The sequence below is a fragment of the Rhizobium sp. No.120 genome (assembly GCF_054558365.1).
This window is the reverse complement of sequence record NZ_BAAJNQ010000001.1, coordinates 129624-155149: the sequence shown is the minus strand read 5'-3', so window position 1 is coordinate 155149 and position 25526 is coordinate 129624. Positions and strand designations below refer to the sequence as shown.

The following is a 25526-nucleotide window of genomic DNA, read 5'->3' as shown; positions in this document are numbered from 1 at the left end:
ATTAGCCTTCCAGCGGTTCGAGATGCTGCTCGATCAACCCACGCAGATGCGCATGCTGTTCCGGCAGCTTCAGCGCTTCGCCGAGATGGGCCGTATCCTCGTCACGATCGAAGCCGGGTTCATTGGTGGCGACTTCGAACAGCACGCCGCCCGGTGTGCGGAAGTAGATTGCCCAGAAGTAATCACGGTCGATAACCGGCGTCACCTGATAACCCGTATCCATCAGCGCCTTGCGCACTTCGAGCTGCTTTGCACGGTTTTCGACCGCGAAGGCGACATGGTGGACGGAGCCGGCGCCCGGCAGCGCCCGGTTGATGTTCGGCATAGTTTCGAGGTCGACATAATCGGCACCGTTGCCGCCGGGAATGGCAAGCCGCTTGATGCCGTCATGCGTATCGACCACCTCGTAACCCATGTACTTCAACAACTCGGCCGTGGCACCGTCGTCCCTGAGCCGCATGGCGACGGAGTGGAAACCTCGAATGGCATGCTCGGCATCGACGCCGCCATGAGTCCAGGGCTGACGCTTGTCGTCCTTGACTTCGACAAGCGCGAAGCCATCGCCATCTGGTCCGGCAAAATGCAGGCGCTTCTGGCCGAAGGATTCGTCAGTCTTCAGGCCCTCGACACCGCTCTGGCCAAGCCGTTCGGTCCAGTAGCCGATGGAACCTTCGGGAACAGAATATACAGTATTACCGACTTCACCGGTACCCGGGCGACCACGCGCCATCTTCGGGAACGGGAAGTAGGTCATGATCGTGCCGGGCGTGCCGATCTCGTCACCATAGTAGAGGTGATAGACATCGGGAGCGTCGAAATTCACGGTCTTCTTGACGCGGCGAAGGCCGAGCGTATCAGTGAAGAACTTGTTGTTAGTCCGGGCGTCTTCCGCCATCGAGGTAACGTGGTGAAGACCTTTGATCTGGTTGAGCATCTCTAACCCCTTTGCTCGCCTGCACCGGCAGGCGTTTCTCATGGGCAGAAGATGGTCTTGTCGGCCGCGTTTCGATAGCCCCGAATAGCCAAACGGATTGTCTTCAATGAGTGAACGATAAATTCGGATCGTTCACTGATGTAGCGGTCCAGAAAGCAGCGCCTTACTGAGCATCCGGATTGCTCGGCAGCGCCCAGTCGATCGGATCCCGGCCATGCGCGACCAGATAGGCATTGGCCTTGGAGAAATGCCGGCAGCCGAGGAAGCCGTTATGGGCCGAGAGCGGCGACGGATGTGCCGCCTTCAGCACCAGGTGGCGCTCGGTATCGACGAAGGCCGCCTTCTTCTGCGCATAGGAGCCCCAGAGCATGAAGACGACGCCATCGCATTCGTCGTTGACCCTGCGGATCACCGCATCCGTAAAGCGCTCCCAGCCCTTGCCCTGATGCGAGGCGGCCTGGGATTCCTCCACCGTCAGCACGCTGTTGAGCAGGAGCACACCCTGCTTCGCCCAGCTTTCCAGAAAGCCATGGCGGGCCGGCGGAATGCCAAGATCGGTTTCCAGTTCCTTGTAGATATTGACCAGCGACGGCGGAATGCGCACGCCGGGGCGGACGCTGAAGCAGAGCCCATGCGCCTGACCGAAGCCGTGATACGGATCCTGCCCGAGAATGACCACCTGCACCTCGTCAAGCGGGGTCAGATCCAGCGCCCGGAAATACTCGCTGCCACGGGGAAAGATCACCTTGCCGCGCTGCTTTTCCTCGACAAGGAAAGATTTGAGCTGCTGCATATAGGGGCTTTCGAACTCCTGCAACAGCGCCTCTTTCCAGCTCTCCTCAAGCTTGATGTTCGCCTCAGCCATCGTCTCTGGCCTCCATCTGTTGTCAGCATGTCGATTGAGGATGAAAGAGCCGACGTGTCAAGAAAATGGCTGGGGATGGGATGGGGAGATCACAGGTTTTGGAGATAGCGCAGCCTGCCTCCGGGCTTATCTCGTAAATGACGTATAATAGAAGCAGGACACGCAAACGTTGACAACGCCCTTCGCTTCGGTCATTGGAAGCCATCCCAATTTTCCGACCGGTGTCTCATGCTTCCCTTGCATTCCCTTGGCGAGCGCATCGTCGTGCTCGGCCCCTCCAATGCCGGCAAATCAACCCTGGCGGTCGCCCTTTCCAAAAAGTTGGGGTTTCCGGCTGTACATCTCGATCAGCTTCATCACCTGCCCCATACCGATTGGCAACAACGCCCTGAAGCGGAATTCGCCGCTCTTCACGACGCGGCCATTCTAGGCGAACAATGGATCATGGAAGGCAATTATACGCGTCTGATGCCGCAACGTTTGGCCCGCGCGACCGGCGCCATCCTCATCACCTCCAATCATTGGCTGCGCTTTTCCCGCTATCTCAAGCGGACCCTGATCAACCGCTCAGATCGAGCGGGGCATCTCGAAGGCGCCAAGGACAGCGTTAAATGGGAGATGATTCACTGGATACTCGTGAGGACCCGTAACAGCGGCGCCAAATACGCAAAAATCCTGCAAGAAGCCAACTTGCCGATAGTGGAATGCCGTACAGCCGAGGCGCTCAACGATCTTTATCGGGTTTGGGATTTACCTGCTCGGCGATAGGGGATGATTGCGGAGATCAGCACCTGACAACCCGGCTCGGCAAAACTTTTCTCCGCCGGCCAAAGCAGGCGCGATCTGGTGGCAATTGCCGATCTTTACAAATGAAACATTCAGCCAGGAGATACATGCAATGAGCGGGAGCTGCCCTATTCCGACGCCGGATCAGAAACAGTACGGAGATATTCAGAGGCGGGCCGAACAGGCCATGCTTGCAACAATCTATCAAGCGCTCGAGCATGCCAGCAGACAGGCAGCCAACGAGCTGAAATCGGTTGGATCACAGGAGCAACCACCGGCATACGAATACTTTGCGGCTGTTGCCCACCAGAAGCTTTTCCTTCTTCTATGTGGCGCCGATCCTGAAGCGTTCATGGGCGGGAATCCTGATATCGCCGCAAGGATCATCGATAACAATCAGAGGATATCTGACCATTACTGGGTCAACAAGGATGACGGCCAAAACACGGGCCATTCTCCGAACTGATCGCGAAGTGTGGTCTCGATGAAAACCATGAGATGTGGGTCGGCCCAGCCGAAATCGGCGCATTCCGAGCGCGCGATATTCCCGCATCGGGCTCCTTATCCTGTCAGGAATACAACCCCGACTTCCACAATCACCCCTTGATCCGCGCCATCTGCGGATCGTAAAGCGGCTTCAGCGACACCTGGCATGGGACGCGTTGCTGCGCGACATCGAGCTCATAGCGTCCGGAAAGCACGAAATCCTCGGTCACGCCGCCGGGATCGCGGACATAGCCGTAGCCGATCGCCTTGCCGATCGTGTAGCCGTAGCCGCCGCTCGACAGCCAGCCGACGCGCTGGCCGTTGCGATAGATCGTCTCGCGGCCGAGAAGCACGATCTCTGGATCGTCGGGCACGAAGCAGGCGAGCATCTTCTTTACTCCCGATTCCAGCTGCCGCTCGATCGCCTCTCTGCCGCGAAATGCCACGTCCTTCTTCGTCTTCACCGCCCAGGCAAGCCCGGCTTCGATCGGCGTATGATCCGGCCCGATGTCGGAGCCCCAGGCGCGATAGCCCTTCTCCAATCGGCAGCTCTCGATAGCGCGATAGCCGGCGTTGATAAGCCCGTATTCACGGCCGGCGGCCATCAGCACGTCATAGACGGCAGTGGCATATTCCACCGGGACATGCAGCTCATAGCCGAGTTCGCCGACATAGGTGATGCGCAGTGCCCGTACCGGGCAGCCGGCGATACCGACGGTCTTCACCCTGCCGAAGGGGAATGCGGTGTTCGAAACGTCGGCCGAGGTCACCGCCTGCAATATCGCGCGCGACCTCGGCCCCATCAGCGACAGTACGGAATAGGCGGAGGTAACGTCCACCAGCTCCGCATGCATCTCCGCCGGAATGTTGCGGGCGACCCAATCGAAGTCATGGGTGGCAAAGCCGGTTCCCGTCGTGATGTAGAATTCATTCTCGGCGATGCGGGCAACGGTGACATCGCATTCGATGCCGCCGCGGTCATTGAGCATCTGGGTATAGGTCAGGGCGCCGACAGGCTTGGCGACGTCGTTGGAAGCGATCCATGAGATTGCCGCCTCGGCATCCCTGCCCTTCAGCACAAATTTCGCAAAGGAGGTCTGATCGAAGATCACGGCCGCCTCGCGTACAGCCTTATGTTCGCGGCCGACGGCATCGAACCAGTTCTGCCGTCCATACGTGTACTCGTCCTTCGGCTCCTCGCCCGCAAATAGATCGGCAAACCAGTTCGGCCGCTCCCATCCGAGCTTTTCGCCGAAACAGGCGCCCTGCGCCTTCAGCCGGTCGTAAAGCGGCGACTTGCGGCAGGGCCGGCCGCTGGAATGCTCCTCGAAGGGCCAGGCCATGGTGTAGTGCTTGCCGTAGGCCTCCAGCGTGCGGGTGCGCACCCAGTCGGTGTCGAAATGCGGGCGGCCGAAGCGCCTGATGTCGACAGGCCAGAGATCGTAAGGCGGCTCGCCCTTGGCGACCCATTCGGCAAGCGCCATGCCCGCCCCGCCGGCGGATGCGATGCCGAAGGCATTGAAGCCGGCGCCGACGAAGAAATTCCTCAGCTCCGGCGCCTCGCCGAGAATGAAATTGCCGTCCGGGGTAAAGCTCTCCGGCCCGCACAGCAGCTGTTTGACGCCGGCCGTCTGCAGCGCTGGCACACGCACCAGCGCCTGCTCCATGATCTGCTCGAAATGATCGAAATTGCTGTCGAGCAGTGTGTAATGGAAATCCTTCGGAATGCCGTCGAGTGCCCAGGGAATGGGATTGGGCTCATAGCCGCCCATGACAAGCCCGCCGACTTCTTCCTTATAGTAGGTCAGCCGATCCGGATCGCGCAGCGTCGGCAAGTTGGACGGCACGCCGAAGGATTCGGTAATGAGATATTGGTGCTCGACCGAGACGAGAGGCACGTTGACGCTGAAGCGGGCGGCAAAAGTCCGCGTCCACTGCCCGGCACAGACGACGACGCGCTCGCATTCGATGCGGCCTTTCTCGGTGACGACGGCGCGAATCCGGCCATTGTCGATCTCCAGATCGAGAACTTCGGTATCCTCGAAAATCGACACACCGCTCATGCGAGCACCCTTCGCCAGCGCCTGGGTGATGTCGGAGGGATTGGCCTGTCCGTCGGTCGGCAGGAAGGCGGCGCCGACGAGATCATCGACATCCATCAGCGGCCAGAGATCGCGCGCCTCCTGCGGCGTCAGCAGGTGCATCTGCAGCCCGAAGGACTGTGCCGTCGTCGCCTGCCGCTTCACCTCCGTCCAGCGCTCCTCGTTGCAGGCAAGGCGCAACCCGCCATTCATCTTCCAGCCGGTGGCAAGCCCCGTCTCCGCCTCGAGCTTCTTGTAGAGATCGACGGAATAGCCGAGCATCTGCGTGATGTTGGCGCTTGTGCGTAGCTGGCCGACAAGACCGGCAGCATGGAACGTCGTGCCCGAGGTCAGCTTCTTGCGCTCCAGCAGCACGGTATCGGTGAAGCCGAGCTTGCCGAGATGATAGGCCGTCGAGCAGCCGATGATGCCGCCGCCGATGACGACGGTCTTTGCTGTAGCCGGCAGTTCCTTCATCATGTCACCTCAAGAATTGCGAAAATCCTGCCAGGCGCTCTCGAAGCGCCTGAGATTTTCAGCTGTATAGGAAGAATAATCGAATTCGATGTCGGAATGGATTTCCGAAACCATGCTCCACATCGTCTCGCGCAGGAGTGAGGCGCATTTCATCGCCTGATAACGCTGGCGCAGATCGCCGCTGACGGGAGCCTCGAAATAGGCCTCCAGCATCGCCTCCTCCTGCGCCTCGGAGAATTCATTGTTGGAGGCAAGGCCGCCGAGATCGAACAGCGGCGTGTTGAAACCGGCATAATCCCAATCGATCAGCCAGAGCCGCCTGCCGTCATCAAGGAAATTTGCCGCCAGCAGATCGTTGTGACCGAAGGCAATCTCGAAAGGACCGGCTTCGCGCTCGAGCCGCTCGGCGATCTCCAGAAAGGAATGCAGCCGCGGCTTGTAGCGACTGCCGCCCGTCTCCAGAACGGCTGCATAGTCTCTGACCACATGAAAGACCCAGAAGATCGCCGCCGGTCCGCGAAAATACCTGGCGACATCCCGATGACAGGACCGGACAAGCGGCACGACTCGGCTCATTATAGCAGGATTTCTTATATCATCGGCCGATAGTGGCCTTGCGTCGATATAGTCCAGCACCAGTATGCCGGGCTCATGGTGGATCACAGCAGGCGAAAGACCGGCGGCATGGGCAGCCCTACTCGCCGCCACCTCATTTGCGCGGCTGATGTGATGAACGGGAATGTCCGATCCAAGCCGCACGACGAAGCGGCGACCATCATTGCCGACCAGATAGTTGCGATTGGTAATGCCGCCGACAAGCGGTTCGATGTCGATCGGCCCGCGCCAAATGCTGAGAGAATGTATCCTGTCTTCCGCCGTCGCAGTCATTCCCCCTCCGGTCCTGCTGCTGAGCATCTTTCCGATCTGAAAAGTTCCTCACAAAACCAAGACTGTCAAGAAGCGACCCACAAAATGAAACGAATATTTGGCTTTTTGTGGAATTTGAACGCCATCTTCAATCGGATGAGCTATGGATATCCTAAAGACTACGCTTCACCGTAGGTGAGATTTGTCTTAAAAACTCAGGCACGAAGCGACCGGATAAAGGCTGCGAGCATTAAGGCCTCCGGCAGCAACGGAACAAGCCAGTTGAAAGCCAAGTAAGTTTGGGATCAATACCCTCAATAGGATCAGGAACCATGCCGGGCACATCCCAGCCACCGCTGCACTCCAACCATCGCGAGCGCGAGATTCTGGAGGAGCTGCGCTTGGCCGGCGGCGCGAGCCGCATCCAGTTCCTGGCCGAACGGCTCGGCGTTTCCGAAGAAACCATCCGACGCAATATCCGCAGCCTGGAAGCCAACGGCCTTGTGACCAAGGTGCATGGCGGAGTCCATATCAAGGACTCGATGATCGAGCCTCCACTGCATCTGCGGATGAACGAGAATGCCGAAGCCAAACGCATGATCGCGGCCTCGGTCGCCGCCATGATCGAGGATGGCGATGCGCTCTTCCTCGATGTCGGTTCGACTACCGCCTTCATCGCCGCCGCACTGCAGAAACATCAGAATCTCTTCGTCGTCACCAATGCCGTCGCGGTTGCCCATGCGCTTGCCACCCGCAACGGCAACCGCGTCTTCTTTGCAGGGGGAGAACTGCGCGGTCACGACGGGGGCACCTTCGGTATGGAAGCGGCCAATTTCCTGCGCCGTTTCAATGTGCGCCACGCCATCCTTTCCGTCGGCGCTATCAATGCCGCCTCGGGCTTCATGCTGCACGATCTTGAAGAAGCGGAATATTCACAAGAGGCGGCCAGCCGCGCCGAAAACCGCATCGTCGTCGCCGACAGCGCCAAGTTCGGCCGCAGCGCGCCGATCGTTCTGAGCGAACCGGCCGCCTTCGATGTTCTGGTCACGGACGAACCACCGCCAGCGGACATTCGCGCCATGCTGGAGCGCAACGAGATCGAACTCGTCATCGCCAACCGGCAACGGGATGAGCGGCGATAGCGGTTTCGCGGGTATTCAACCCTTGCACATTGCCTCCAGCATCTGTGCAGCTTTGCTCGCATGGCGCTCCTTATGGCGCAGCAACCGAAAGCTGCGGGCGGGGAGGTCGAACGTCGCCTGAACCAGCAATCCCTGCCCGAGATAGGCTTTGGCCGCAGCACTCGAAATGGCGGCAGCGCTTTGCCCCGCGCAGACTGCGGAGAGCACTGCCTCATTCGAGGGCAGCACCAGCGTCACGTCGAGATCGCGCGGCGAAGCGCCGAGACTAGCAACCGCATTCTCGAATTCGGAACGCGTGCCCGATCCTTCCTCGCGCATCACCCAGGACGTGCCGCTTACGAAGTCGGCGGCGGTGAGCTGCCGCCCATCCGCCCAGGGATGGTGTGGCGGCACGACGATCACAAGCGCATCCTGCGCAACGATCTTCATCGACAGCGCGGGTGCATCCACTTCACCTTCAATAAAACCCAGTTCAGCCGCACCGTCGATAACCGCCTCGGTGACGGTACGGGTATTGCCGATCGTAAGGTCCAGCTCGATGCCGGGATATTCGCGACGAAACCGCATCAGCAAGGGCGGCAGCCAATAGCTAGCGATGGTCTGGCTTGCGCAGAGACTGAGCCTGCCGCGCTGCAACCCGCCAAGTTCGGACAGCATCAGTTCCGCCGAATGTACGCGTGCGAGCGTCGCCTTGGCTTCGCCGAGGAAGGATCGTCCCGTCTCCGTCAGCTCGATCCGGCGACCGACGCGATGAAACAGCTCCACGCCGTAATAGACCTCAAGGTTCTTGATCGCAGAGCTGACGGCGGAAGGCGTCAGGTTGATGGCTTCTGCGGCATGAGTCAGATGCTCTCGCTCGGCGACGGCGACGAAGATTGCGAGCTGTTCGAAAGTCATGGGAAATCATTCTAATTTATCGAACGATATATAGGATAATATTCGATGGATGTCGACATCGACAGATGAGACTTTCTAGCCGTCACCAAAGCATAACAAACGAATGACGGCACGCCATGTCCATTGCTCAACGCGCAAGCACCATCCTTCCCGGCCTCGCACTCACTGCCGCCGTCGCCCTTCTGGCCTATGCTGCGGAGCATTTTGAGGTGGGCCTCCTCGGCGTCCGATGGATCGAAAGCCTAGTGCTTGCCATTGCCCTCGGCATCGCCGTCTGCACCATCAAGCCGTTGAAGCCGGTCATGAAACCCGGCATCGATTTCAGCGCCAAGTTCCTTCTGGAAATCGCCATCGTCCTTCTCGGCGGGTCCATCAGCCTTTCGGCGATCCGCGGCGCCGGCGTCTGGCTGATCGCCGGCATCGCCATCGTCGTTGTGCTGTCGATCGCCGCCACCTATCTCATTGGCCGGGCGCTCGGCCTGCCGCCGAAGCTAGCGACCTTGATCGCCTGCGGCAACTCGATCTGCGGCAATTCCGCCATTGTCGCAGTGGCGCCAGTGATCGAGGCTGACTCCGAGGAGATCGCCGCCGCACTGGCCTTCACCGCCGTGCTCGGCATTACCGCCGTCTTCCTGCTGCCGCTTTTCTATTTCCGCTTCGGCATGAGCGTGCCGCAATACGGAACCCTCGCCGGTCTGACCGTCTATGCTGTACCGCAGGTGCTGGCGGCGACCACCCCTGTCGGCCTGCTTGCCGTGCAAACCGGCACACTCGTCAAGCTCGTCCGTGTCCTGATGCTTGGCCCGGTCATCTTTCTGCTCGGCATCATCACCAAGGCCGAAGCCACAGGAACTGACGGAGGCAGCGGCCAGCACCATTCGCTTGTTCCCTGGTTCATCTGGGGCTTTCTTGGACTGACGGCGCTTCGTTCGTTCGGACTTATTCCGGATGCGCTGGTGACACCGATGCAAACAGTTTCCGGCGTCCTGACCGTCATCGCCATGGCAGCTCTTGGCCTGTCGGTAAACATCCGCGCGGTCACCCATGCCGGCGGCCGAGTGATCTCTGCGGCGACGCTATCGCTTTTGACACTTGGCGCAATTAGCTACGGTCTGATCGCGGCCCTGCAGATTCAGTAGCACAGGATGCAACCACCGGCCAAGCATCAGCTCGGCCTCGATGCTTCGGCTGATTTCAGCAAAGCCGCAGTCTCGCTTTCACAAGAAGGATAGCCGATGGCATAGCCCTGAAGTTCGTCGCAGCCGACCTCAGCCAGAACGCGCGCGTGATCCTCGGTCTCGACCCCTTCGGCGACCACCTCGACATTCAAAGCGCGTGCGATTTCAACGATCGAGCCGACAAGGCGCCGCTGCTCTTCGGATACCGTTACGGCGGTCACCAGTTGCCGATCTATCTTCAACCGCTTCGGCTTCAGCTTGACGAGCCCGATCAATGAAGCATGACCCGAGCCGAAATCATCGATCTCGATATCGATCCCCATCGCCTTGATAGCAGAGATATTGGCAAGCACCACCTCGTCCGGCTCGTCCAGAAAGATGGTCTCCACCAGCTCGAAGGCGATAGTGCCGCGCGGTATTCTGAGCGCACGCAATCCATCGATCAGGTCTGGATCGGCAAGGCGACGGCCGGAGATATTGACGGCAATGCGAGGCGGCGAAAGCCCCCGAGAAACCCAGGCGTCCCGATCCGCCAGCGCCCGCTTCAACACGGCCGCGTCGATCTCCGCCGTGACCCCATATTCGTCGGCGACCTTGAGGAAGGCGACTGGCATAAGCAATCCCCTTACCGGGTGGCGCCAGCGCGCCAGTGCCTCCAGTCCGACGATGCGGCGGGTCTGCGCATTCACTTGAATCTGATAGAAGGGCTCGATCTGCCGCAGCATCGGCGCCAATCGCAGCTCGTCGGCCAGACGGCGTTCCGCATGCAGATCGGACTGGAGTTGCGGCGTGAAAAACTCCACCCGGTTTCGGCCGAGTTTCTTGGCCTGAAAGAGGGCAACATCGGATGCAGCAAGAAGATTGCCGGTGCCGCTCGTCTGACCGACCGCCACGCCGATGGATGCGCCAATCCGCAGCATCTCGTTGCCGAAACGAACTTCCCGACGTAAGCGCGATAAAATATCGTCGGCAATCGCCTGGATCCGTTCAATACTGCCGATATTGACCAGCACGGCAACGAACTCGTCACCCCCGATGCGGGCAACGATGTCATTGGCGGTGATCGCACCGGAAATGCGGGCTGCAGCGCTTTGCAGCGTAGCATCACCGGCCGCATGGCCCCATTTGTCATTGATCTCCTTGAACCCATCGAGATCGATATGAAGTATCGCCAAGGTTTCGATCGAGGTATCTTTGCGCAGCTCGGCCAGACGCCGGTCGAAATAGCGGCGGTTCGGAAGACCCGTGAGATAATCGTGATCGGCGGCATGCTCTATTCGCGCGCGACTGTGCTCCAACGCGACGGCGCGCGCTTCGGCAATAGCCTTTTGATCCGACAATTCACGATTGAGCAGCACGTCGGCAGTGACGTCCCATTCCGCGCCGATGAAGGAAGGCGCCCCCTCGGCATCCTCATAGTAATGCGCGCGCGAACGCAGATAGCGTACCTCGCCCCCCGGCAGGATGATCCGGAACTGGGAATTGTAGAAACCCTTCGTCGCCAACGCTGCATCGAAGTCTTGGATGGCCCTTTCGACATCCTCCGGATGCAACGCGTTCATCCAGACCTCGGAGGAAACCCTGCGCTCTTGGAGCCCGGTCCCGTAGAGCCTGTGCATCTGCTGGTCCCAGAGCAGTTCCTGCTCGTTGACATTATGCTGCCAAACGCCGATTTGAGACGCCTCCAGCGCCAGCTCCAGCCTTCTCAAAAGGTCCTGGAACTCTTCTTCGCTTCGCCCTGATGTCGTCTCTGCCAAAGAGCTCCACCCCCTTCGGAAACTGAAGAGACTAGCCAACCGCAGCCAATGATAGTCGCACTACTCCCTTTCGCGAACTTTAATGGCTGCGCAAGCTACCCAAATTAACAGCAGCGCTTCAATCCCTACCGCCGCCATACCCCGTCAATGATTATGCCGCGGCGGATTGGCGGCGATGTCGCGGAAATCGGCGGCCCCTTCGAGCACCGCTCCATCGGAAAGCTGCGTGACCGAACGACGATAGATGCGCTGCCACGGCGTCGCATCCGGCGGCACCGGCGGAATGCCATCGCCCTTGCGGCGCGCAATCTCCGCCTCATCCACCAGCATGTCGCAGCGCCCTTGATTGAAATCGATGCGGACGATGTCGCCGGTCCTGAGCCAGGCGAGACCGCCGCCGGCCGCACTTTCCGGCGAAGCGTTGAGAATCGAAGGGCTGTCGGCGGTACCCGATTGACGTCCGTCGCCGATCGTCGGCAGGCTGCGGATACCCCGCTTCAAGAGCGCATCGGGCGGCTGCATGTTGACGACTTCGGCCGATCCGGGCCAGCCGATCGGCCCGGCACCGCGAATGACGAGAATGGTCTTTTCGTCGATACCGAGATCAGGATCGTTGATGCGCTTGTGATAATCCTCCGATCCGTCGAAGACGACGGCCCGCCCCGCGAATACGCCCTCATGGCCCGGCTCCCGCAGGTAGCGACTGCGGAACTCTTCCGACACGACGCTCATCTTCATGATGGCGAAGTCGAAGAGATTGCCCTTGAGGACCAGGAAGCCGGCGCGCTCCTTCAGCGGCTCGGCGAAAGGACGGATGACATCACGATCGCTCGCCTCGCGGCCCTTCAGATTCTCAGCCATCGTTCGGCCCGTAACCGTCGGACAGCTGCCATCGAGCTTGCCGGCCTGCAACAACTCCCACATGACAGCCGGAACACCGCCGGCGCGATGGAAGCGCTCGCCGAGATAGGCTCCTGCCGGCTGCACATTGGCGAGCAGTGGAATGTCGAAACCATGCACCTGCCAGTCGTCAGGATAAAGCTCGACACCGGCATGCTTGGCCATGGCGGCAAGATGCGGCTGTGCATTGGTCGAGCCGCCAATGGCGGAATTGACGCGGATGGCATTGAGGAAGGCCTCGCGCGTTAGCACGTCCGAAGGCTTGATATCCTCCAGCACCAGCTCCACCGCCCGCCGACCGGTGCGATAGGCCATCTGGCCGCGCTCGCGATAGGCGCCGGGAATGGCGGCACAGCCCGTCAGCGACATGCCGAGCGCTTCCGCCATGGCATTCATGGTCGAGGCTGTTCCCATGGTGTTGCAATGACCGATCGAGGGCGCAGAGGCGAGCGATGCCTCCATAAACTCTTCCTCGTCGATCTCGCCCGCCGCTAGCTTGCGGCGGGAGCGCCAGATCACCGTGCCGGAGCCGGCAAGCTCGCCCTCATGCCAGCCATCGAGCATCGGGCCACCGGAAAGAACGATCGCCGGAATATTGACGGTCGAAGCCGCCATCAGCGCCGACGGCGTAGTCTTGTCGCAACCGGTCGTCAGCACGACGCCATCAAGCGGATAACCATAGAGCACTTCGACGAGACCGAGATAGGCGAGATTACGGTCGAGCGCTGCCGTCGGGCGCTTGCAGTTCTCGAAGATCGGATGTGTCGGAAACTCGATCGGAATGCCGCCTGCATCGCGAATACCATCGCGGACACGCTTGGCAAGATCGAGGTGATGACGATTGCAGGGCGTAAGATCGCTGCCGCTCTGGGCAATGCCGATGATCGGCTTGCCGGAGCGCAACTCCTCCGGCGTGATGCCGTAATTCATGAAACGCTCGAGATAGAGCGCCGTCATGTCGATATGATCGGGATTGTCGAACCAGTCCTGCGAACGCAGACGACGCTTGGATGCACCCTTATCACTCATCTCTTCCTCAAGCCTTTCCTCGGGCATTCTTGTCTTCCAGATGCTGCAGCAAACCACTGTGATCCTGCTCGCCGCCGCCATTCTCGACGAATTCAGCAAACTCGGCACGGACGGCCTCGGTCAGCGGCAGGTGAAGCGACAGATTCTGCGCAGCCGCCAGCGCCGTATCGAGATCCTTCAATTGATTGCGGGCGGTGCCGCCCGGCTCGAAGTTGCGCTCGACCATACGCTGGCCGTGCAGTTCCAGAATCCGGCTTTCGGCAAAGCCGCCGCGAATGGCATCCCGAAACGCCTCGCGCGAACCGCCGCCGGCCTCCACAAGCAGCATCGCTTCCGCGACGGCACCGATGGTCACGGCAACGATCTGTTGATTTCCGAGCTTTGCAAGCTGTCCCGTCCCGCTGGGGCCGACACGGGTCACGCGTCCCAGCGGCGCCATGACATCACGAACACTATCGATGACCGCGGCATCGCCGCCGGCCATGATCGCCAGCGTTCCCGCAGCCGCCCCGACCACACCACCGGAGACCGGCGCATCGATATGCCTGATGCCGCGTTCGGCGAGTTTGAAGGCGTGTTCGCGGGCAACGGCTGGCGATATCGAGCTGTTGTCGATTACGATCGTCCCAACCTCCAGCACATCGGCGACACCACTGCCGAACAGGACTTCGCCAACGGCGCCACCATTCGTCAGCATTGTGAAAAGAATGGACACTCCCCTCGCAGCCTCGACTGCAGTATCGGCGACAGTCGCGCCATCGGCAGCCAGAGGCTCGGCCTTGCTCCGGTCGCGATTCCAGACGGTTACGGCAAAACCGGCGGCAAGCAGCCGGCGCGCCATCGGCGCGCCCATCAATCCCGTTCCGAGAAAAGCGATCTTCCTGCCTTGCATAAACTATCCTCCGAATTGGTACGCATCGGACACCGAAACAGAATAACGGAGCCTTTTCGTCGTGCGAATGCGGCGACAGTCTTCCGGCTGCGGTGCCTCAGCTCCCAAATTCCACGAGCGCCTCCACGCCCGATGTACGTCAATCAACTCTTCCAAAAGCTTGATAAACCTCTGGTGCCATCATGCAAAGGAAATCAGCGGACTACGCAGCAAATTCTTCGAAATAAGGGTAAATTAGCTAGGACGAAAATATAAATATAGAAAAAGCGGGACCTTTCGGCCCCGCCCGGCATGTCGAGTACTGGAGTTTAGTCTCGGCACGGCCCCTATTCGGCGGCGATCGGGAGTACCTCCGCCGAATGTTCGTTGTCGTTGTGGTGATGCTGCTTGAGCGGACGGTTGCCCGTCAGCCTGCGGATCAGCACGTAGAAGACCGGCGTCATGAAGATGCCGAAGAAGGTGACGCCAATCATGCCCGAGAACACCGCGATACCCATGGCCGCACGCATTTCGGAACCGGCACCGGTCGAGGTGACCAGCGGCACGACACCCATGATGAAGGCCATGGAGGTCATCAGGATCGGACGCAAACGCAGGCGGCTGGCCTCGATCGCAGCCTGAACCGGCGTGCGGCCCTCGAATTCCAGCTCGCGGGCGAATTCCACGATCAGGATCGCGTTCTTTGCCGATAGACCGACAAGCACCACCAGGCCGATCTGGGTGAAGATGTTGTTGTCTCCACCCGTGAGCCAGACGCCGGTCAGCGCCGCCAAGACGCCCATCGGCACGATCATGACAATGGCGAGCGGCAAGGTCAGGCTCTCGTATTGGGCGGCCAGCACGAGGAAGACCAGGAGCAGCGCCAGCGGGAAGACGACGACGCTGGAATTGCCGGCCAGGATCTGCTGATAGGTCAAATCAGTCCATTCGAAGTCGATGCCTGGGGGCAACGTCTCGTGCAGGATCTTCTCGATCGCCGCCTGCGCCTGGCCCGACGAGAAACCGGGCGCTGGGCCACCATTGATGTCAGCTGCCAGGAAGCCGTTATAACGGTTCGTGCGCTCCGGACCGGTCGTGGCATCCACCTTCAGCAGGGCTGAAAGCGGGATCATCTGGCCCGATGCCGAACGAACCTTCAACTGGCCGATATCTTCCGGCTGAGCGCGGAACTTGGCATCAGCCTGCACGCGGACGCTGTAGGTGCGGCCGAAGGCGTTGAAGTCGTTCACATAGAGCGAACCGAGATAGATCTGCAGCGTCTGAAAGACATCGGTAACGGAGACTCCGAGCTGCTCGGCCTTGGCGCGGTCGAGATCGGCAAAGAGCTGCGGCACGTTGATCTGGAAGCTCGAGAAGATGCCGGTGAGTTCTGGTGTCTGGTAGGCTTTGCCGATCACCGCCTTGGCCGCCTGGTCGAGCGCATGGTTGCCAAGACCGGCGCGATCTTCGATCTGCAGCTTGAAGCCGCCTGTCGTACCGAGACCGTTGACCGGCGGCGGCGGGAACATGGCGATGAAGGCATCCTGGATGGCGCCGAACTTCTGGTTCAGTGCCATGGCGATCGCCCCGCCCGAAAGATCCGGCGTCTTGCGCTCGTCGAAGTCCTTCAGCGTCACGAAAACGATACCGGCATTCGAGGAATTGGTGAAGCCGTTGATCGACAGGCCCGGGAAGGCGATCGCATTGGCGACGCCCGGCTGCTTCAGCGCAATGTCCGTCATGCGCTTAATCACGTCTTCCGTACGGTCGAGGCTTGCGGCATCCGGCAACTGTGCGAAGCCGATCAGATACTGCTTGTCCTGCGATGGCACGAAACCGCCGGGAACAGTTGTAAACAGGCTATAGGTCGCTCCCACCAGTGCGAGATAGACCACCATGACGATGCTCTTGCGCGACAGCAGGCCGCCGACACCCTTGCCGTAGTATTTCGAACCGGCTCCGAACGCCCGGTTGAAGCCGCGGAAGAACCAGCCGAAGACCGCGTCCATGATCCGCGTCAATCCATCCTTCGGCGCATGATGACCCTTCAGGAGCAGGGATGCCAGTGCCGGAGACAGGGTGAGCGAGTTGAAGGCCGAGATGACGGTCGAGATGGCGATCGTCAGCGCGAACTGGCGGTAGAACTGGCCGGACAGGCCGGAGATGAAGGCGAGAGGCACAAAGACCGCGACGAGGACCAGCGCGATCGCGATGATCGGACCGGAGACTTCCTTCATGGCCTTGTAGGTGGCGTCTCGCGGATTGAGCCCGTTCTCGATATTGCGTTCGACGTTCTCGACCACCACGATCGCGTCGTCCACGACGATACCGATCGCCAGCACCAGGCCGAACAGACTAAGCGCGTTGATCGAGAAGCCGAAGACATACATCACCGCAAAGGTGCCGATGATCGACACGGGAACGGCAATCAGCGGGATGATCGAGGCACGCCATGTCTGCAGGAACAGGATGACGACGAGGACGACGAGTGCGATGGCTTCGAGCAGTGTGTCGATCACCTTTTCGATCGAGGCGCGGACGAATTTTGTCGTGTCGTAGACGATCTCGTACTTAACGCCCGCAGGCATGGCCTGCTGCAGCACGTCCATGGTCGAGCGCACGTTGTTCGCGATCTCGATGGCGTTCGAACCAGGCGCCTGGAGAACGGCGACCGCGACGGCCGGCTTGCCGTCGAGCAGCGAACGCAGCGTATAGTCTTCCGCGCCGAGCTCGACGCGGGCGACGTCGCGAAGGCGGGTGATTTCGCCATTGGCGCCCGTCTTGACGATGATGTTGCCGAACTCCTCAGGTGTGCGCAGGCGGCCCTGGGCATTGACGTTAAGCTGCAGATCCACGCCCGGCCGGCTGGGTGAGGCACCGATGATGCCAGCCGCAGCCTGGACGTTCTGGGAGCTGATTGCATTGCTGATGTCGCTGGCCGCAAGATTATGCTCGGCGGCCTTCTGCGGATCGATCCATACGCGCATGGAATAGTCGCCGGCGCCGAAGACCTGCACCTGCCCCACGCCTTCGATCCGAGCAAGTCGATCCTTGATATTCAGGGTCGCATAGTTTCGCAGATAAGTGATGTCGTGGTCGGCTCCGTCCGAGACGAGATTTACGACCACGATGAAGTTGGGCGAGCTCTTGATGGTCGTAATGCCGAGGGCACGGACTTCCGCGGGCAGGCGCGGCTCGGCCTGCGAAACGCGGTTCTGCACGAGCTGCTGCGCCTTGTCCGGATCAGTGCCGAGCTTGAAGGTGACCGTCACGTTGAGAGCGCCGTCTGATGTCGCCTGGCTGGACATGTAGAGCATGCCCTCGACGCCATTGATCTGCTCTTCGAGCGGCGTCGCCACCGTTTCGGCGATGACGGTCGGGTTGGCGCCGGGATAGGTGGCGTGCACGACAATCGAGGGAGGCACGACCTCCGGATATTCGGAGATCGGCAGCGCTCTAAGACCGATCAGGCCGGCGACCACGATGAGGACCGAAAGAACACCGGCAAAGACCGGACGGTCGACAAAGAATCTTGAGATGTTCATATCAAAGCCCCCTCTGGGGTAAGAACGGATGCAAAATTCCTATCCGACGATTTGAGAGCCGCCGGCGGATCATGTGATTTCGGAATGTCGGCCTTCTGCCCACGGGCAGAAGGCGAAGTCTTACTGAGCGGTCGCGACCTTCTCCGCCAACTGCGGTGCGACGACTGCACCGGGACGGATACGCTGCAGCCCGTTGACGACGATCTTTTCGCCGGCTTTCAGGCCGCCCTCGATCACTCGCTGGCCGTCGGACAGCGACCCGAGCTGGACCTGCCGGTAATTGACCTTGTTCTCGCCATCCACGACGAAGACGAACTTCTTGTCCTGGTCGGTGCCGACTGCCCGGTCGTCGATGACGACCTTGTTCTCGGCCTTCGGCTGCCCCATGCGGACCCGCACGAACTGGCCTGGGATGAGACGACCGCCCGGATTATCGAATACGGCGCGAACGCTGACGGTGCCACTCGCCGCATCGACTTCGTTGTCGATCAGCTGCAATTTGCCCTTGATCGGTGTGCCGTTGTCGCCTGCCGTGCCAATCTGAACCGGGATCTGCTCGACCGGCGGAGATACGCCATTGTTGGTAGGCAGTTCGGCCAGAGCCTGGGTGACGGTCTGTTCGTTGGCGCTAAAGCTCGCATAGATCGGATCGACCGAAACGAGCGTCGTGAGTGCCGGCGAAGAAGAACCGGCGGCCACGAGATTGCCGACGGTGACGGCAATCTTGCCGACGCGGCCGGCGATGGGAGCGCGAACCTGCGTATAGTCGAGGTTCAGCTGCGCGGTCTGAAGGGCCGCTTGCGCCGCCTTCAAATTGGCCTCTGCCTCGGCAGCGTTGCTGGTGCGGGTATCCATGTCGCTCTGCGAAATCGTCTTATTGTCGAAGAGCTTCCGGCCGCGATCGACTTCGACCTTGGCGAGATCGAGCTTGGCTTTTGCCGCTCCGACCTGAGCCTGAGCCTGGGCGACGGCCGCCTCATAGGGTGCGGGATCGATCGTGACAAGCAGGTCGCCCTGCTTGACCAAGGCGCCTTCGCGGAAATGCACGGACTGGATTGCACCGGCAACACGCGGCCGGATTTCAACCCGGTCGATGGCTTCGAGCCGGCCGGAAAATTCCTGCCAGGAGGTTACGTCGCGCTGCTCGACAGCGGCAACCGTAACGGGGATCGCCGGCTTCGCAGCCTGGCTTGCGGCCTCGGTCGCCTGGGCACCGCGCGGCAGCTCCAGATAGAAGGCCGCACCCGCAACAGCCGCAGCAACACCCATGCCGGCGCCCCACAGGGCCCAGCGCTTATCGTTGGACTTCATGTCAGTCTCTCCTTTGGCCCCGTCTTGGGATACGGGACCGCAAATTCCTATCGTCTCAATAAAATCAGGGGCCGAAGCACCGCGCATCCGCGTGACCATCGCTCCGGTCTCATGCCTTCGACATTAATCCAATCCGCGCTCATCCCTCGCGGACGGGATCTCCTAGTCGATCAAGCCTGCACGTCTTCGACAAACCCCTTGAAACAACAACAGATATCCTGCTGCCATGAAGGCCTGTCCTTCGACTGCCCGCCATAGAGGGTGGGCCAGCCTGTCCCGGCGGGGAGGACTTGCTGGCGAACACGGACGCCAGCCGCTTTCAGCCGACTGCCGTATTCCATGCTCTCGTCGCGGAGCGGGTCGTCCTCGGCCGTGAGCACCAATGCCGGCGCGAGGCCCGAAAGCCGCGAACAGTATCGAGGCGCTGCATAGGGGTGGCAGACACCGCCCAGGAAACCCAGGTACCGGTTCCAACCCTCCGTCCAGCGCTCGCGCATGCCGCTTTCCTCCGCCTGGAGGAAAGATTTCGACCCCATGAAGGGATCAAGCAAAGGCGATATCAGCACCTGTCCGTCCAACGAACCGGGTATCTGATCGCGCGCCTTTAAAGCGACACCCGCTGCAACATTGCCACCCGATTCCTCTCCGGCGACAAATAGCAGCGATTTTTTCGCCCCGCCCAGCGCAAGCATGTTCCGCTTGTTGCTGAGATAGGCGAGAAGCCCGTAGGCGCATTCCAGCACCTTCGGAAAAGCATTTTGATTGCAGCTGGTATAATCCGCTGCAACCACGATGGCGCCGGCCTCGGCAAGGCTTGCCGCCACCGGTCTGTTGGTCGCGTGGTCGGTATCGAGAAAGGCTCCCCCGTGCAGATAAAGCACCAGCGGCGCCGCTTTCTTCAAACCATCACCGTTGTAGATCCGAGCTGCCACCGGCCCCGTAGGCACGTTTTCCAGCACAACATCTTTCCACGGCGCACTCATCGACCCAAATCCCTGTCTGCTCGAGCGAATATGTCCCAATCCAAAAAGCGGTTTACTACGCTTTGCGACCATATTCTCGAAATGCGGTCTTTGGCGCCCCCATGCCGCATTGCAACAACTTACGAAACAACATATTGTTATTCCGCTCTTAGAATAAGTAGCCTACATTCGATAAGACTATTCAGGATAACAAACAATCGGCCTCTTTCTTTTACGGCCGAAGGGCATCATGAAATGGACCAGTTGTCAGCAATGCGGGCATTCGCGCGCGTGGTGGAGACGGGTAACTTTACCCGCGCCGCAGCAGCCCTCTCCATGCCGAAGGCGACGGTGACGACGCTCATCCAGTCGCTTGAGGCACATCTGCACGCAAAACTTCTGAATCGCACGACACGGCGCGTCATGGTGACGACCGATGGCGCATTGTACTACGAGCGCGCCATTCAGATCCTCTCCGAAATTGAGGAGCTGGATGGCAGCATCAGCAATTCGCAGAGCCTGCCGAGCGGCCGCCTGCGCGTGGAAATGGCAGGCGCCTTCGCCGAGAAGATCGTCATGCCGGCGCTTTGCGATTTCCATCAGCGCTATCCCGACATCCACATCGATCTCGGCGTCGGCGATCGGCTGGTCGACTATCTCGCCGAAAACGTCGATTGCGCACTGCGCGCCGGCATGCCGAGCGACCAATCGCTGATCGCCCGCCGCGTCGGCGAGATCCACCTCATCACCTGTGCGGCCCCTCTTTATATCGAGAAGCATGGGATGCCGGAACGGCCGGAAGATCTGGAGACCAGCCACTATGCGGTCAGCTATTTCCGCGCGCAAACCGGCCGGACGATTCCTTTCATGTTCGAACGAGGCAATGAGTCGCTGGAAATCAGCCCGCGCTATATCCTTTCGGTGAACGACAGTCGCAGCTACGTTCAGGCGGCACTTATGGGCCTAGGCATTGCGCAGGTGCCGAGCTTCATGGCGCGTGATGCTCTTGCCAAAGGTGAGCTTGTGCCTGTCCTTTCCAATTGGACAAGGCCGACGCTACCCATGCACATCGTCTATCCGCCAAACCGGCACCTGAGCAACAAGGTGCGCGTTTTCGTCGATTGGCTGGCGAAGCTGCTGACAAGCTCACGGGTCGGCGAAGCTTGAGAAACAAACCACCTTCTTCTCCATGTGGGAGGAAGGTGGTGCCGATTGCGAACAATCAATTCCAGGAGGCTCCCGCCTGCTGGCGGACTGTCGAGTTCAAGCGATTCCAGACATTGTCGATCGCAATCGCAACGATGAGGGCAGAGAGTGCCTTTTCATCGTAGTGTTTTGCTGCTTCGTTCCAGATCTCGTCGGTGACAGCATCCGGGCGGTCAGCAAGGCGGGTGACGGCTTCCCCAAGTGCCAAAGCGGCGCGCTCGGCATCGGAAAAGTAAGGCATTTCCCGCCAGGCAGAGACGCCGACAATGCGCGCCATCGCCTCGCCCGCCTTCTCCAGCTTGCGAAAGCCCATGTCGGTGCAGACGCTGCAGCCGTTGATCTGGCTGACACGCAGATGCACGAGATCCATGGTGTTTTCCGAAAGGCCACGATCCTTAATCGAATTGCTGACGGCCAGAAGCGCCTGCAGCGTTTCGGGCAGGACGAGGACAGGGTTCTTCATACGAGCTTGCATAATTCTTTCCTCTATTTGTCAGAGCCTGTTGCGGCTCATCTTCCGACGATGCACTTTCCCGCCGATCCGATGTCACACCGGCCGGATTTCGTTCGTCATGGGTTTGACGGATGAGGACGAGGAGATGTGACCGATGGACGAAAAAAAGTGGCAGGCGGAGAAATTCGAAGCGAACCGGCCGCATCTGCGCGCCGTCGCCTACCGCATGCTCGGCTCGCGTACGGAGGCCGAAGATGCAATGCAGGAGACATGGCTGCGCCTTATCCGCAGCGATACCTCGGAGATTGAAAATCTCAGCGGCTGGCTGACGACGGTGACAGCACGCATCTGTCTCGATCTGCTGCGGTCACGCAAATCCCGGCGCGAGGAGCCGCTGACCATTCACATTCCCGAACCGATGGTGGTGCATGAGGCTGGCAACGGCACCGACCCGGAACAAGATGCCTTGCTGGCGGACTCCGTCGGCCTCGCTCTTCTGGTCGTATTGGAAAAACTGAACCCGGCCGAACGGCTTGCCTTCGTCCTGCACGATATGTTCGACGTCTCTTTCGACGATATCGCCCCGATTCTGGGACGCACGACGGTCGCGACACGCCAGCTTGCGAGCCGTGCCCGCCGCCGCGTGCAGGATACGCCGTCAACGACGGAGGCCGATCTCACCCGTCAGCGCCATGTGATCGACGCCTTCTTCGCCGCTTCGCGTGACGGCGACCTGCAGGCGCTGCTCGCCGTCCTCGATCCCCAAGCCATCTTCCGGCCGGATGCCGTTGCCGCCCGCATGGGCACGACAGGCGAAATCCACGGACGCGTGGATGTCGCGAAGACCTTCCAAGGCCGTGCGCGGGGAGCTCGGCTCGCGGTCATCAACGGCGCGGTCGGTGCCATCGTCGTCATCGACGGACAGCTGCACATCGCCCTTCGTTGCGCCTTCAATGCGGATGGCAAGATTAACGTCATCGACGCGATGGCCGATCCGGAAGAGCTGCGCAAGCTGGAGATCGTTTTAATTGAAACCTGAAATTAGCGCATCTGGCTCGGGCTTGTGCCAGTCAGCCTGCGGAACATGGCGATGAAGGCCGATGCATTGCTGTAACCCAACTGCGTTGCAATGCGCTGCACAGGCTCGCCGGCTTCGATCAGCGAAAGCGCCGCGACGAGCTTCAATCGCTGCCGCCACTCCTTGAAGGAGAGGCCTAGATCCTCCTGGCACCGGCGCGACAGCGTACGCTCGGTCGTCCCCATCCGGCGCGCCCATTCCGCTAGGGAATGCCGGTCGCCGGGGTCGGCTTGTAATGCGCTCAGGACTGGACCGAGCAGTGGATCGTCGGAAAGCGGCAGATAACTCTCGCAGCGTGGTGCCAGGCGAATCTGATCGACAAGAACCTGTGCAAGCCGTAAGTCCGAAGCCGTTTCCGGCACCGTAACGTCCCGCGCAGCGAAATCCGCCAGGATTGCCTTAAGCAGCGGACTGATGCTTAGCGTCGACGGCGTGTCGGGTAGCTCAGCGCAAAGGGCGCGTTCGATATAGACGGTCACATAGCGTAGATCGTGCTGGATCGCGGCGCCGTGCATCGTCTGCGGCGGCAGCCAGATGGCGTAATGTGGCGGCGAGAGATAGCGCATGCCTTCGATATCGAACTCGCAAACGCCGGTAATCGCATAATTGAGCTCACCCCAGGGCTGGCTCTTTTTGGGGAAAACTGTACCCGCCCTATAATTCTCGGTTCGAAAGGAAACCGGGTTCGGCGGATCGCCTTCTATGCGTGGAGGCCTGCTGGACATGTCCTCATTTCACTACCGCTTGTCTTAATCTCGTTATATACCAAAATTCGGACAAGCGGTAGACAAGCTTCGGGATGGCGAACCCAATCCGCCCTCCTTCGTTTCGCCCCAAACCACTAGACGACGAGAGACTATTCACATGAGCACCCAGCCGAACGCTTCCGCATCCATCGTCAGCGCGGCCGGCCTTGCGCCCTTGCTGACGGTGCTGATCTGGTCCGGCAACACCGTCGTCACCAAGGCATCCGCAGGCGTGATTTCGCCAGGCTCGATTTCCTTCTACCGCTGGCTGTTGGCCTTTCTCGTGCTTCTGCCCTTTGTCGGCCGCGCGGCATGGCACAATCGTTCCCTACTACGGCAGCACTGGCTGAAACTCGCTATTCTCGGAGCTCTTGGCATGGTGATCTACCAGAGCCTCGCCTATGAGGCAGCCAAGACCACCTCCGCCATCAACATGGGCGTCATTGTTGCGCTGATGCCGTTGCTGTCGACGTTTTTCGCAAGCCTCCTGGCCTCTGAAAAGCTGACTGCGACAAGCCTTATGGGCGGCGTCCTTTCATTGATCGGGCTCGTCTATTTGACATCGCAGGGTGATCCGATGCGCCTTGTGAATGGTGGCTTTCATATCGGCGATGGGCTGATGATCATCGCCGTTCTCTCAAATGCGCTCTATGGGGTCATGCTGAGACGCTGGGCGATGCCGATTCCCATGTGGCAGCAGCTTTTCTGGCAGATCGGCTTTTCGACCCTGTTGCTGATCCCGATTTTCCTGATGGACAATATCTCGCCGATCACAACAGCCAACCTGCCGCTGATCCTCTATGCCGCGATCCCGACCTCTCTCCTCGCGCCGCTCTGCTGGATGATCGGCATTCAGAGGCTCGGAGCTGGCCGGACGTCCTTGCTGATCAATCTCCTGCCGATCATCGTTGCAGCACTGGCCTGGGCGTTGCTTGGAGAACAGCTGCATTCCTACCACGCCATCGGCGGCGCCCTCGCCCTCATCGGTGTTGGGCTCGGCTTACACAAGCCTCGAGCGAAGAATGATCTGGCCGATGATGAACGCTGGGAAACCGAGGAAGCCTGACGGCCGCTCCGAGAGCCCTTTCCTTTCTCCCGCCCTTCGTTCTACCATGAACGAGTCTCGAGAAGCGGAGAGGAAACAAGCGTGCGCATAGCCCTGGAACCGGTGTCCTCCAGAACGACGATCCAGGAGAGCGTCTATCAGCAGCTGCGAAATGCGCTTATGGCCGGCAATTTCGATCCCGGCCAGACGCTGACCATTGCCTCGCTCGCAGAAACCTTCGGAACCAGCAATATGCCCGTGCGCGAGGCGCTGCGCCGTCTGGCGGCCGAAAATGCGCTTGAGGTCGCAGCCAACGGCTCGGCCCGCATCCCGATCGTCACGCTCGCCCGCTTGGACGATCTATGCCGCGCCCGCATCGCCGTAGAGGGTTTGGCCGCGGAGCTCGGCATGCCCAACCTCACCTCCACAGACATTGAAGCACTCGATCGCATCGCCGGGGAGCAGCATGTCATCGGCCGCGCAGCCAATGTTTACGACCTGATGGCCAAGAACCAGCAATTCCATTTTACCATCTATCGCGCCTCCGGCTCCGAGGTGCTGCTCCAGCTCATTGAGACGCTGTGGCTGCGTTTCGGCCCTTATATGCGCATGCTCTCCGCATCGGTAGAGCCTTTGATGCGCAGCGGCGAACTCGATCCCGCCGGCGAACATGTCGCCATCGTCAGGGCGTTGAAGGCGGGAGACTTCGCCGCAGCTCGCGACGGCGTCGTCGCGGATATCAGGCGCACCCACGAAATCCTGCGGGATTATTGCCCGGCCACGCAGGACGAGCCCCGCAAGGGCTCGAGCTCCGGCCGCCGCTAGTTCTTCAGAAAGAGACCAAGGAATTTGGTTGAACCTTAAAGTATTTTGTGATCAAATGATCAGAACTCAGATTTTGACCCATAT

At 60.2% G+C, this 25526-nt stretch carries 21 protein-coding genes; 8 read left to right on the top strand and 13 right to left on the bottom strand.

Translation table 11 applies throughout. The annotated features are described in order from the left end of the window. Position 1: 1 nt before the first annotated feature. Complete coding sequence (locus ACYJRZ_RS00745; protein WP_459455133.1) at positions 2-934, bottom strand: VOC family protein; 933 nt, start codon at positions 932-934, stop codon at positions 2-4. A gap of 163 nt (positions 935-1097) precedes the next feature. Then, positions 1098-1799, bottom strand: coding sequence for a uracil-DNA glycosylase (gene ung, locus ACYJRZ_RS00740; protein ID WP_459455131.1), 702 nt, complete (start codon positions 1797-1799; stop codon positions 1098-1100). Positions 1800-2027: 228 nt separating this feature from the next. On the opposite strand from ung, the gene ACYJRZ_RS00735 reads away from it, so the two are divergent. Together ACYJRZ_RS00735 and ACYJRZ_RS00730 are read left to right on the top strand one after the other, a co-directional pair. Beyond that, a complete protein-coding gene (locus tag ACYJRZ_RS00735; protein ID WP_459455129.1) occupies positions 2028-2567 on the top strand; it encodes a P-loop NTPase family protein in 540 nt (179 codons plus the stop codon). Positions 2568-2697: 130 nt separating this feature from the next. Continuing rightward, positions 2698-3051, top strand: coding sequence for a hypothetical protein (locus tag ACYJRZ_RS00730; protein WP_459455127.1), 354 nt, complete (start codon positions 2698-2700; stop codon positions 3049-3051). Between the two features lie 130 nt (positions 3052-3181). Here ACYJRZ_RS00730 and ACYJRZ_RS00725 read toward each other — a convergent pair whose 3' ends face one another. Then, positions 3182-5632, bottom strand: coding sequence for a GcvT family protein (locus tag ACYJRZ_RS00725; protein ID WP_459455125.1), 2451 nt, complete (start codon positions 5630-5632; stop codon positions 3182-3184). Between the two features lie 6 nt (positions 5633-5638). Beyond that, the gene (locus ACYJRZ_RS00720; RefSeq protein WP_459455123.1) at positions 5639-6517 is read right to left on the bottom strand and encodes a phosphotransferase; all 879 of its coding nucleotides are present in this window, start codon (positions 6515-6517) and stop codon (positions 5639-5641) included. 311 nt (positions 6518-6828) lie between these two features. Between ACYJRZ_RS00720 and ACYJRZ_RS00715 the strand changes: the two genes are divergently transcribed. Continuing rightward, positions 6829-7638: a DeoR/GlpR family DNA-binding transcription regulator gene (locus ACYJRZ_RS00715; RefSeq protein ID WP_459455122.1), complete on the top strand. Its 810-nt coding sequence runs from the start codon at positions 6829-6831 to the stop codon at positions 7636-7638. Positions 7639-7653: 15 nt separating this feature from the next. Here the strand turns inward: ACYJRZ_RS00715 and ACYJRZ_RS00710 are convergent, their stop codons facing one another. After that, positions 7654-8535: a LysR substrate-binding domain-containing protein gene (locus ACYJRZ_RS00710; protein ID WP_459455121.1), complete on the bottom strand. Its 882-nt coding sequence runs from the start codon at positions 8533-8535 to the stop codon at positions 7654-7656. A gap of 116 nt (positions 8536-8651) precedes the next feature. Here ACYJRZ_RS00710 and ACYJRZ_RS00705 point away from each other — a divergent pair, with 116 nt between their 5' ends. Continuing rightward, positions 8652-9674: a YeiH family protein gene (locus ACYJRZ_RS00705; protein ID WP_459455120.1), complete on the top strand. Its 1023-nt coding sequence runs from the start codon at positions 8652-8654 to the stop codon at positions 9672-9674. Between the two features lie 26 nt (positions 9675-9700). Here ACYJRZ_RS00705 and ACYJRZ_RS00700 read toward each other — a convergent pair whose 3' ends face one another. From ACYJRZ_RS00700 to ACYJRZ_RS00675, 6 genes are all read right to left on the bottom strand, one after another. Beyond that, positions 9701-11470, bottom strand: a complete 1770-nt coding sequence (locus tag ACYJRZ_RS00700; protein WP_459455119.1) for a bifunctional diguanylate cyclase/phosphodiesterase — start codon at positions 11468-11470, stop codon at positions 9701-9703. 144 nt (positions 11471-11614) lie between these two features. Then, positions 11615-13399: an IlvD/Edd family dehydratase gene (locus tag ACYJRZ_RS00695; protein WP_459456888.1), complete on the bottom strand. Its 1785-nt coding sequence runs from the start codon at positions 13397-13399 to the stop codon at positions 11615-11617. 7 nt (positions 13400-13406) lie between these two features. Further along, entirely contained in the window at positions 13407-14291 is an 885-nt protein-coding gene (locus ACYJRZ_RS00690) for an NAD(P)-dependent oxidoreductase (RefSeq protein ID WP_459455118.1), read from the bottom strand. Positions 14292-14617: 326 nt separating this feature from the next. Then, positions 14618-17815 (bottom strand): efflux RND transporter permease subunit, encoded by a 3198-nt coding sequence (locus ACYJRZ_RS00685; RefSeq protein ID WP_459455117.1) that lies wholly within the window; start codon positions 17813-17815, stop codon positions 14618-14620. 120 nt (positions 17816-17935) lie between these two features. Continuing rightward, positions 17936-19126, bottom strand: a complete 1191-nt coding sequence (locus ACYJRZ_RS00680; RefSeq protein WP_459455116.1) for an efflux RND transporter periplasmic adaptor subunit — start codon at positions 19124-19126, stop codon at positions 17936-17938. Positions 19127-19296: 170 nt separating this feature from the next. After that, on the bottom strand, positions 19297-20109 hold the full coding sequence (locus tag ACYJRZ_RS00675; RefSeq protein ID WP_106998673.1) for an alpha/beta hydrolase fold domain-containing protein: 813 nt from the start codon (positions 20107-20109) through the stop codon (positions 19297-19299). A gap of 234 nt (positions 20110-20343) precedes the next feature. On the opposite strand from ACYJRZ_RS00675, the gene ACYJRZ_RS00670 reads away from it, so the two are divergent. Next, positions 20344-21255: a LysR family transcriptional regulator gene (locus ACYJRZ_RS00670; RefSeq protein ID WP_069611754.1), complete on the top strand. Its 912-nt coding sequence runs from the start codon at positions 20344-20346 to the stop codon at positions 21253-21255. Positions 21256-21310: 55 nt separating this feature from the next. Here ACYJRZ_RS00670 and ACYJRZ_RS00665 read toward each other — a convergent pair whose 3' ends face one another. Then, positions 21311-21769, bottom strand: a complete 459-nt coding sequence (locus tag ACYJRZ_RS00665; RefSeq protein WP_459455115.1) for a carboxymuconolactone decarboxylase family protein — start codon at positions 21767-21769, stop codon at positions 21311-21313. A 133-nt stretch (positions 21770-21902) separates the two neighbouring features. On the opposite strand from ACYJRZ_RS00665, the gene ACYJRZ_RS00660 reads away from it, so the two are divergent. Beyond that, complete coding sequence (locus ACYJRZ_RS00660; RefSeq protein ID WP_459455114.1) at positions 21903-22787, top strand: sigma-70 family RNA polymerase sigma factor; 885 nt, start codon at positions 21903-21905, stop codon at positions 22785-22787. Positions 22788-22789: 2 nt separating this feature from the next. Here the strand turns inward: ACYJRZ_RS00660 and ACYJRZ_RS00655 are convergent, their stop codons facing one another. Further along, a complete protein-coding gene (locus ACYJRZ_RS00655) occupies positions 22790-23551 on the bottom strand; it encodes an AraC family transcriptional regulator (RefSeq protein ID WP_459455113.1) in 762 nt (253 codons plus the stop codon). A gap of 139 nt (positions 23552-23690) precedes the next feature. Between ACYJRZ_RS00655 and ACYJRZ_RS00650 the strand changes: the two genes are divergently transcribed. Beyond that, complete coding sequence (locus ACYJRZ_RS00650; protein WP_459455112.1) at positions 23691-24638, top strand: DMT family transporter; 948 nt, start codon at positions 23691-23693, stop codon at positions 24636-24638. 81 nt (positions 24639-24719) lie between these two features. Further along, entirely contained in the window at positions 24720-25442 is a 723-nt protein-coding gene (locus ACYJRZ_RS00645; protein ID WP_459455111.1) for a GntR family transcriptional regulator, read from the top strand. The last annotated feature ends 84 nt before the right edge of the window (positions 25443-25526 follow it).

Coding starts and splice junctions, on each gene's coding strand:
- ACYJRZ_RS00745 (WP_459455133.1), bottom strand. CDS start 934: ATGCTCAACCAGATCAAAGGTCTTCACCACGTTACCTCGATGGCGGAA.
- ung (WP_459455131.1), bottom strand. CDS start 1,799: ATGGCTGAGGCGAACATCAAGCTTGAGGAGAGCTGGAAAGAGGCGCTG.
- ACYJRZ_RS00735 (WP_459455129.1), top strand. CDS start 2,028: ATGCTTCCCTTGCATTCCCTTGGCGAGCGCATCGTCGTGCTCGGCCCC.
- ACYJRZ_RS00730 (WP_459455127.1), top strand. CDS start 2,698: ATGAGCGGGAGCTGCCCTATTCCGACGCCGGATCAGAAACAGTACGGA.
- ACYJRZ_RS00725 (WP_459455125.1), bottom strand. CDS start 5,632: ATGATGAAGGAACTGCCGGCTACAGCAAAGACCGTCGTCATCGGCGGC.
- ACYJRZ_RS00720 (WP_459455123.1), bottom strand. CDS start 6,517: ATGACTGCGACGGCGGAAGACAGGATACATTCTCTCAGCATTTGGCGC.
- ACYJRZ_RS00715 (WP_459455122.1), top strand. CDS start 6,829: ATGCCGGGCACATCCCAGCCACCGCTGCACTCCAACCATCGCGAGCGC.
- ACYJRZ_RS00710 (WP_459455121.1), bottom strand. CDS start 8,535: ATGACTTTCGAACAGCTCGCAATCTTCGTCGCCGTCGCCGAGCGAGAG.
- ACYJRZ_RS00705 (WP_459455120.1), top strand. CDS start 8,652: ATGTCCATTGCTCAACGCGCAAGCACCATCCTTCCCGGCCTCGCACTC.
- ACYJRZ_RS00695 (WP_459456888.1), bottom strand. CDS start 13,399: ATGAGTGATAAGGGTGCATCCAAGCGTCGTCTGCGTTCGCAGGACTGG.
- ACYJRZ_RS00690 (WP_459455118.1), bottom strand. CDS start 14,291: ATGCAAGGCAGGAAGATCGCTTTTCTCGGAACGGGATTGATGGGCGCG.
- ACYJRZ_RS00685 (WP_459455117.1), bottom strand. CDS start 17,815: ATGAACATCTCAAGATTCTTTGTCGACCGTCCGGTCTTTGCCGGTGTT.
- ACYJRZ_RS00680 (WP_459455116.1), bottom strand. CDS start 19,126: ATGAAGTCCAACGATAAGCGCTGGGCCCTGTGGGGCGCCGGCATGGGT.
- ACYJRZ_RS00675 (WP_106998673.1), bottom strand. CDS start 20,109: ATGAGTGCGCCGTGGAAAGATGTTGTGCTGGAAAACGTGCCTACGGGG.
- ACYJRZ_RS00670 (WP_069611754.1), top strand. CDS start 20,344: ATGGACCAGTTGTCAGCAATGCGGGCATTCGCGCGCGTGGTGGAGACG.
- ACYJRZ_RS00665 (WP_459455115.1), bottom strand. CDS start 21,769: ATGCAAGCTCGTATGAAGAACCCTGTCCTCGTCCTGCCCGAAACGCTG.
- ACYJRZ_RS00660 (WP_459455114.1), top strand. CDS start 21,903: ATGGACGAAAAAAAGTGGCAGGCGGAGAAATTCGAAGCGAACCGGCCG.
- ACYJRZ_RS00655 (WP_459455113.1), bottom strand. CDS start 23,551: ATGTCCAGCAGGCCTCCACGCATAGAAGGCGATCCGCCGAACCCGGTT.
- ACYJRZ_RS00650 (WP_459455112.1), top strand. CDS start 23,691: ATGAGCACCCAGCCGAACGCTTCCGCATCCATCGTCAGCGCGGCCGGC.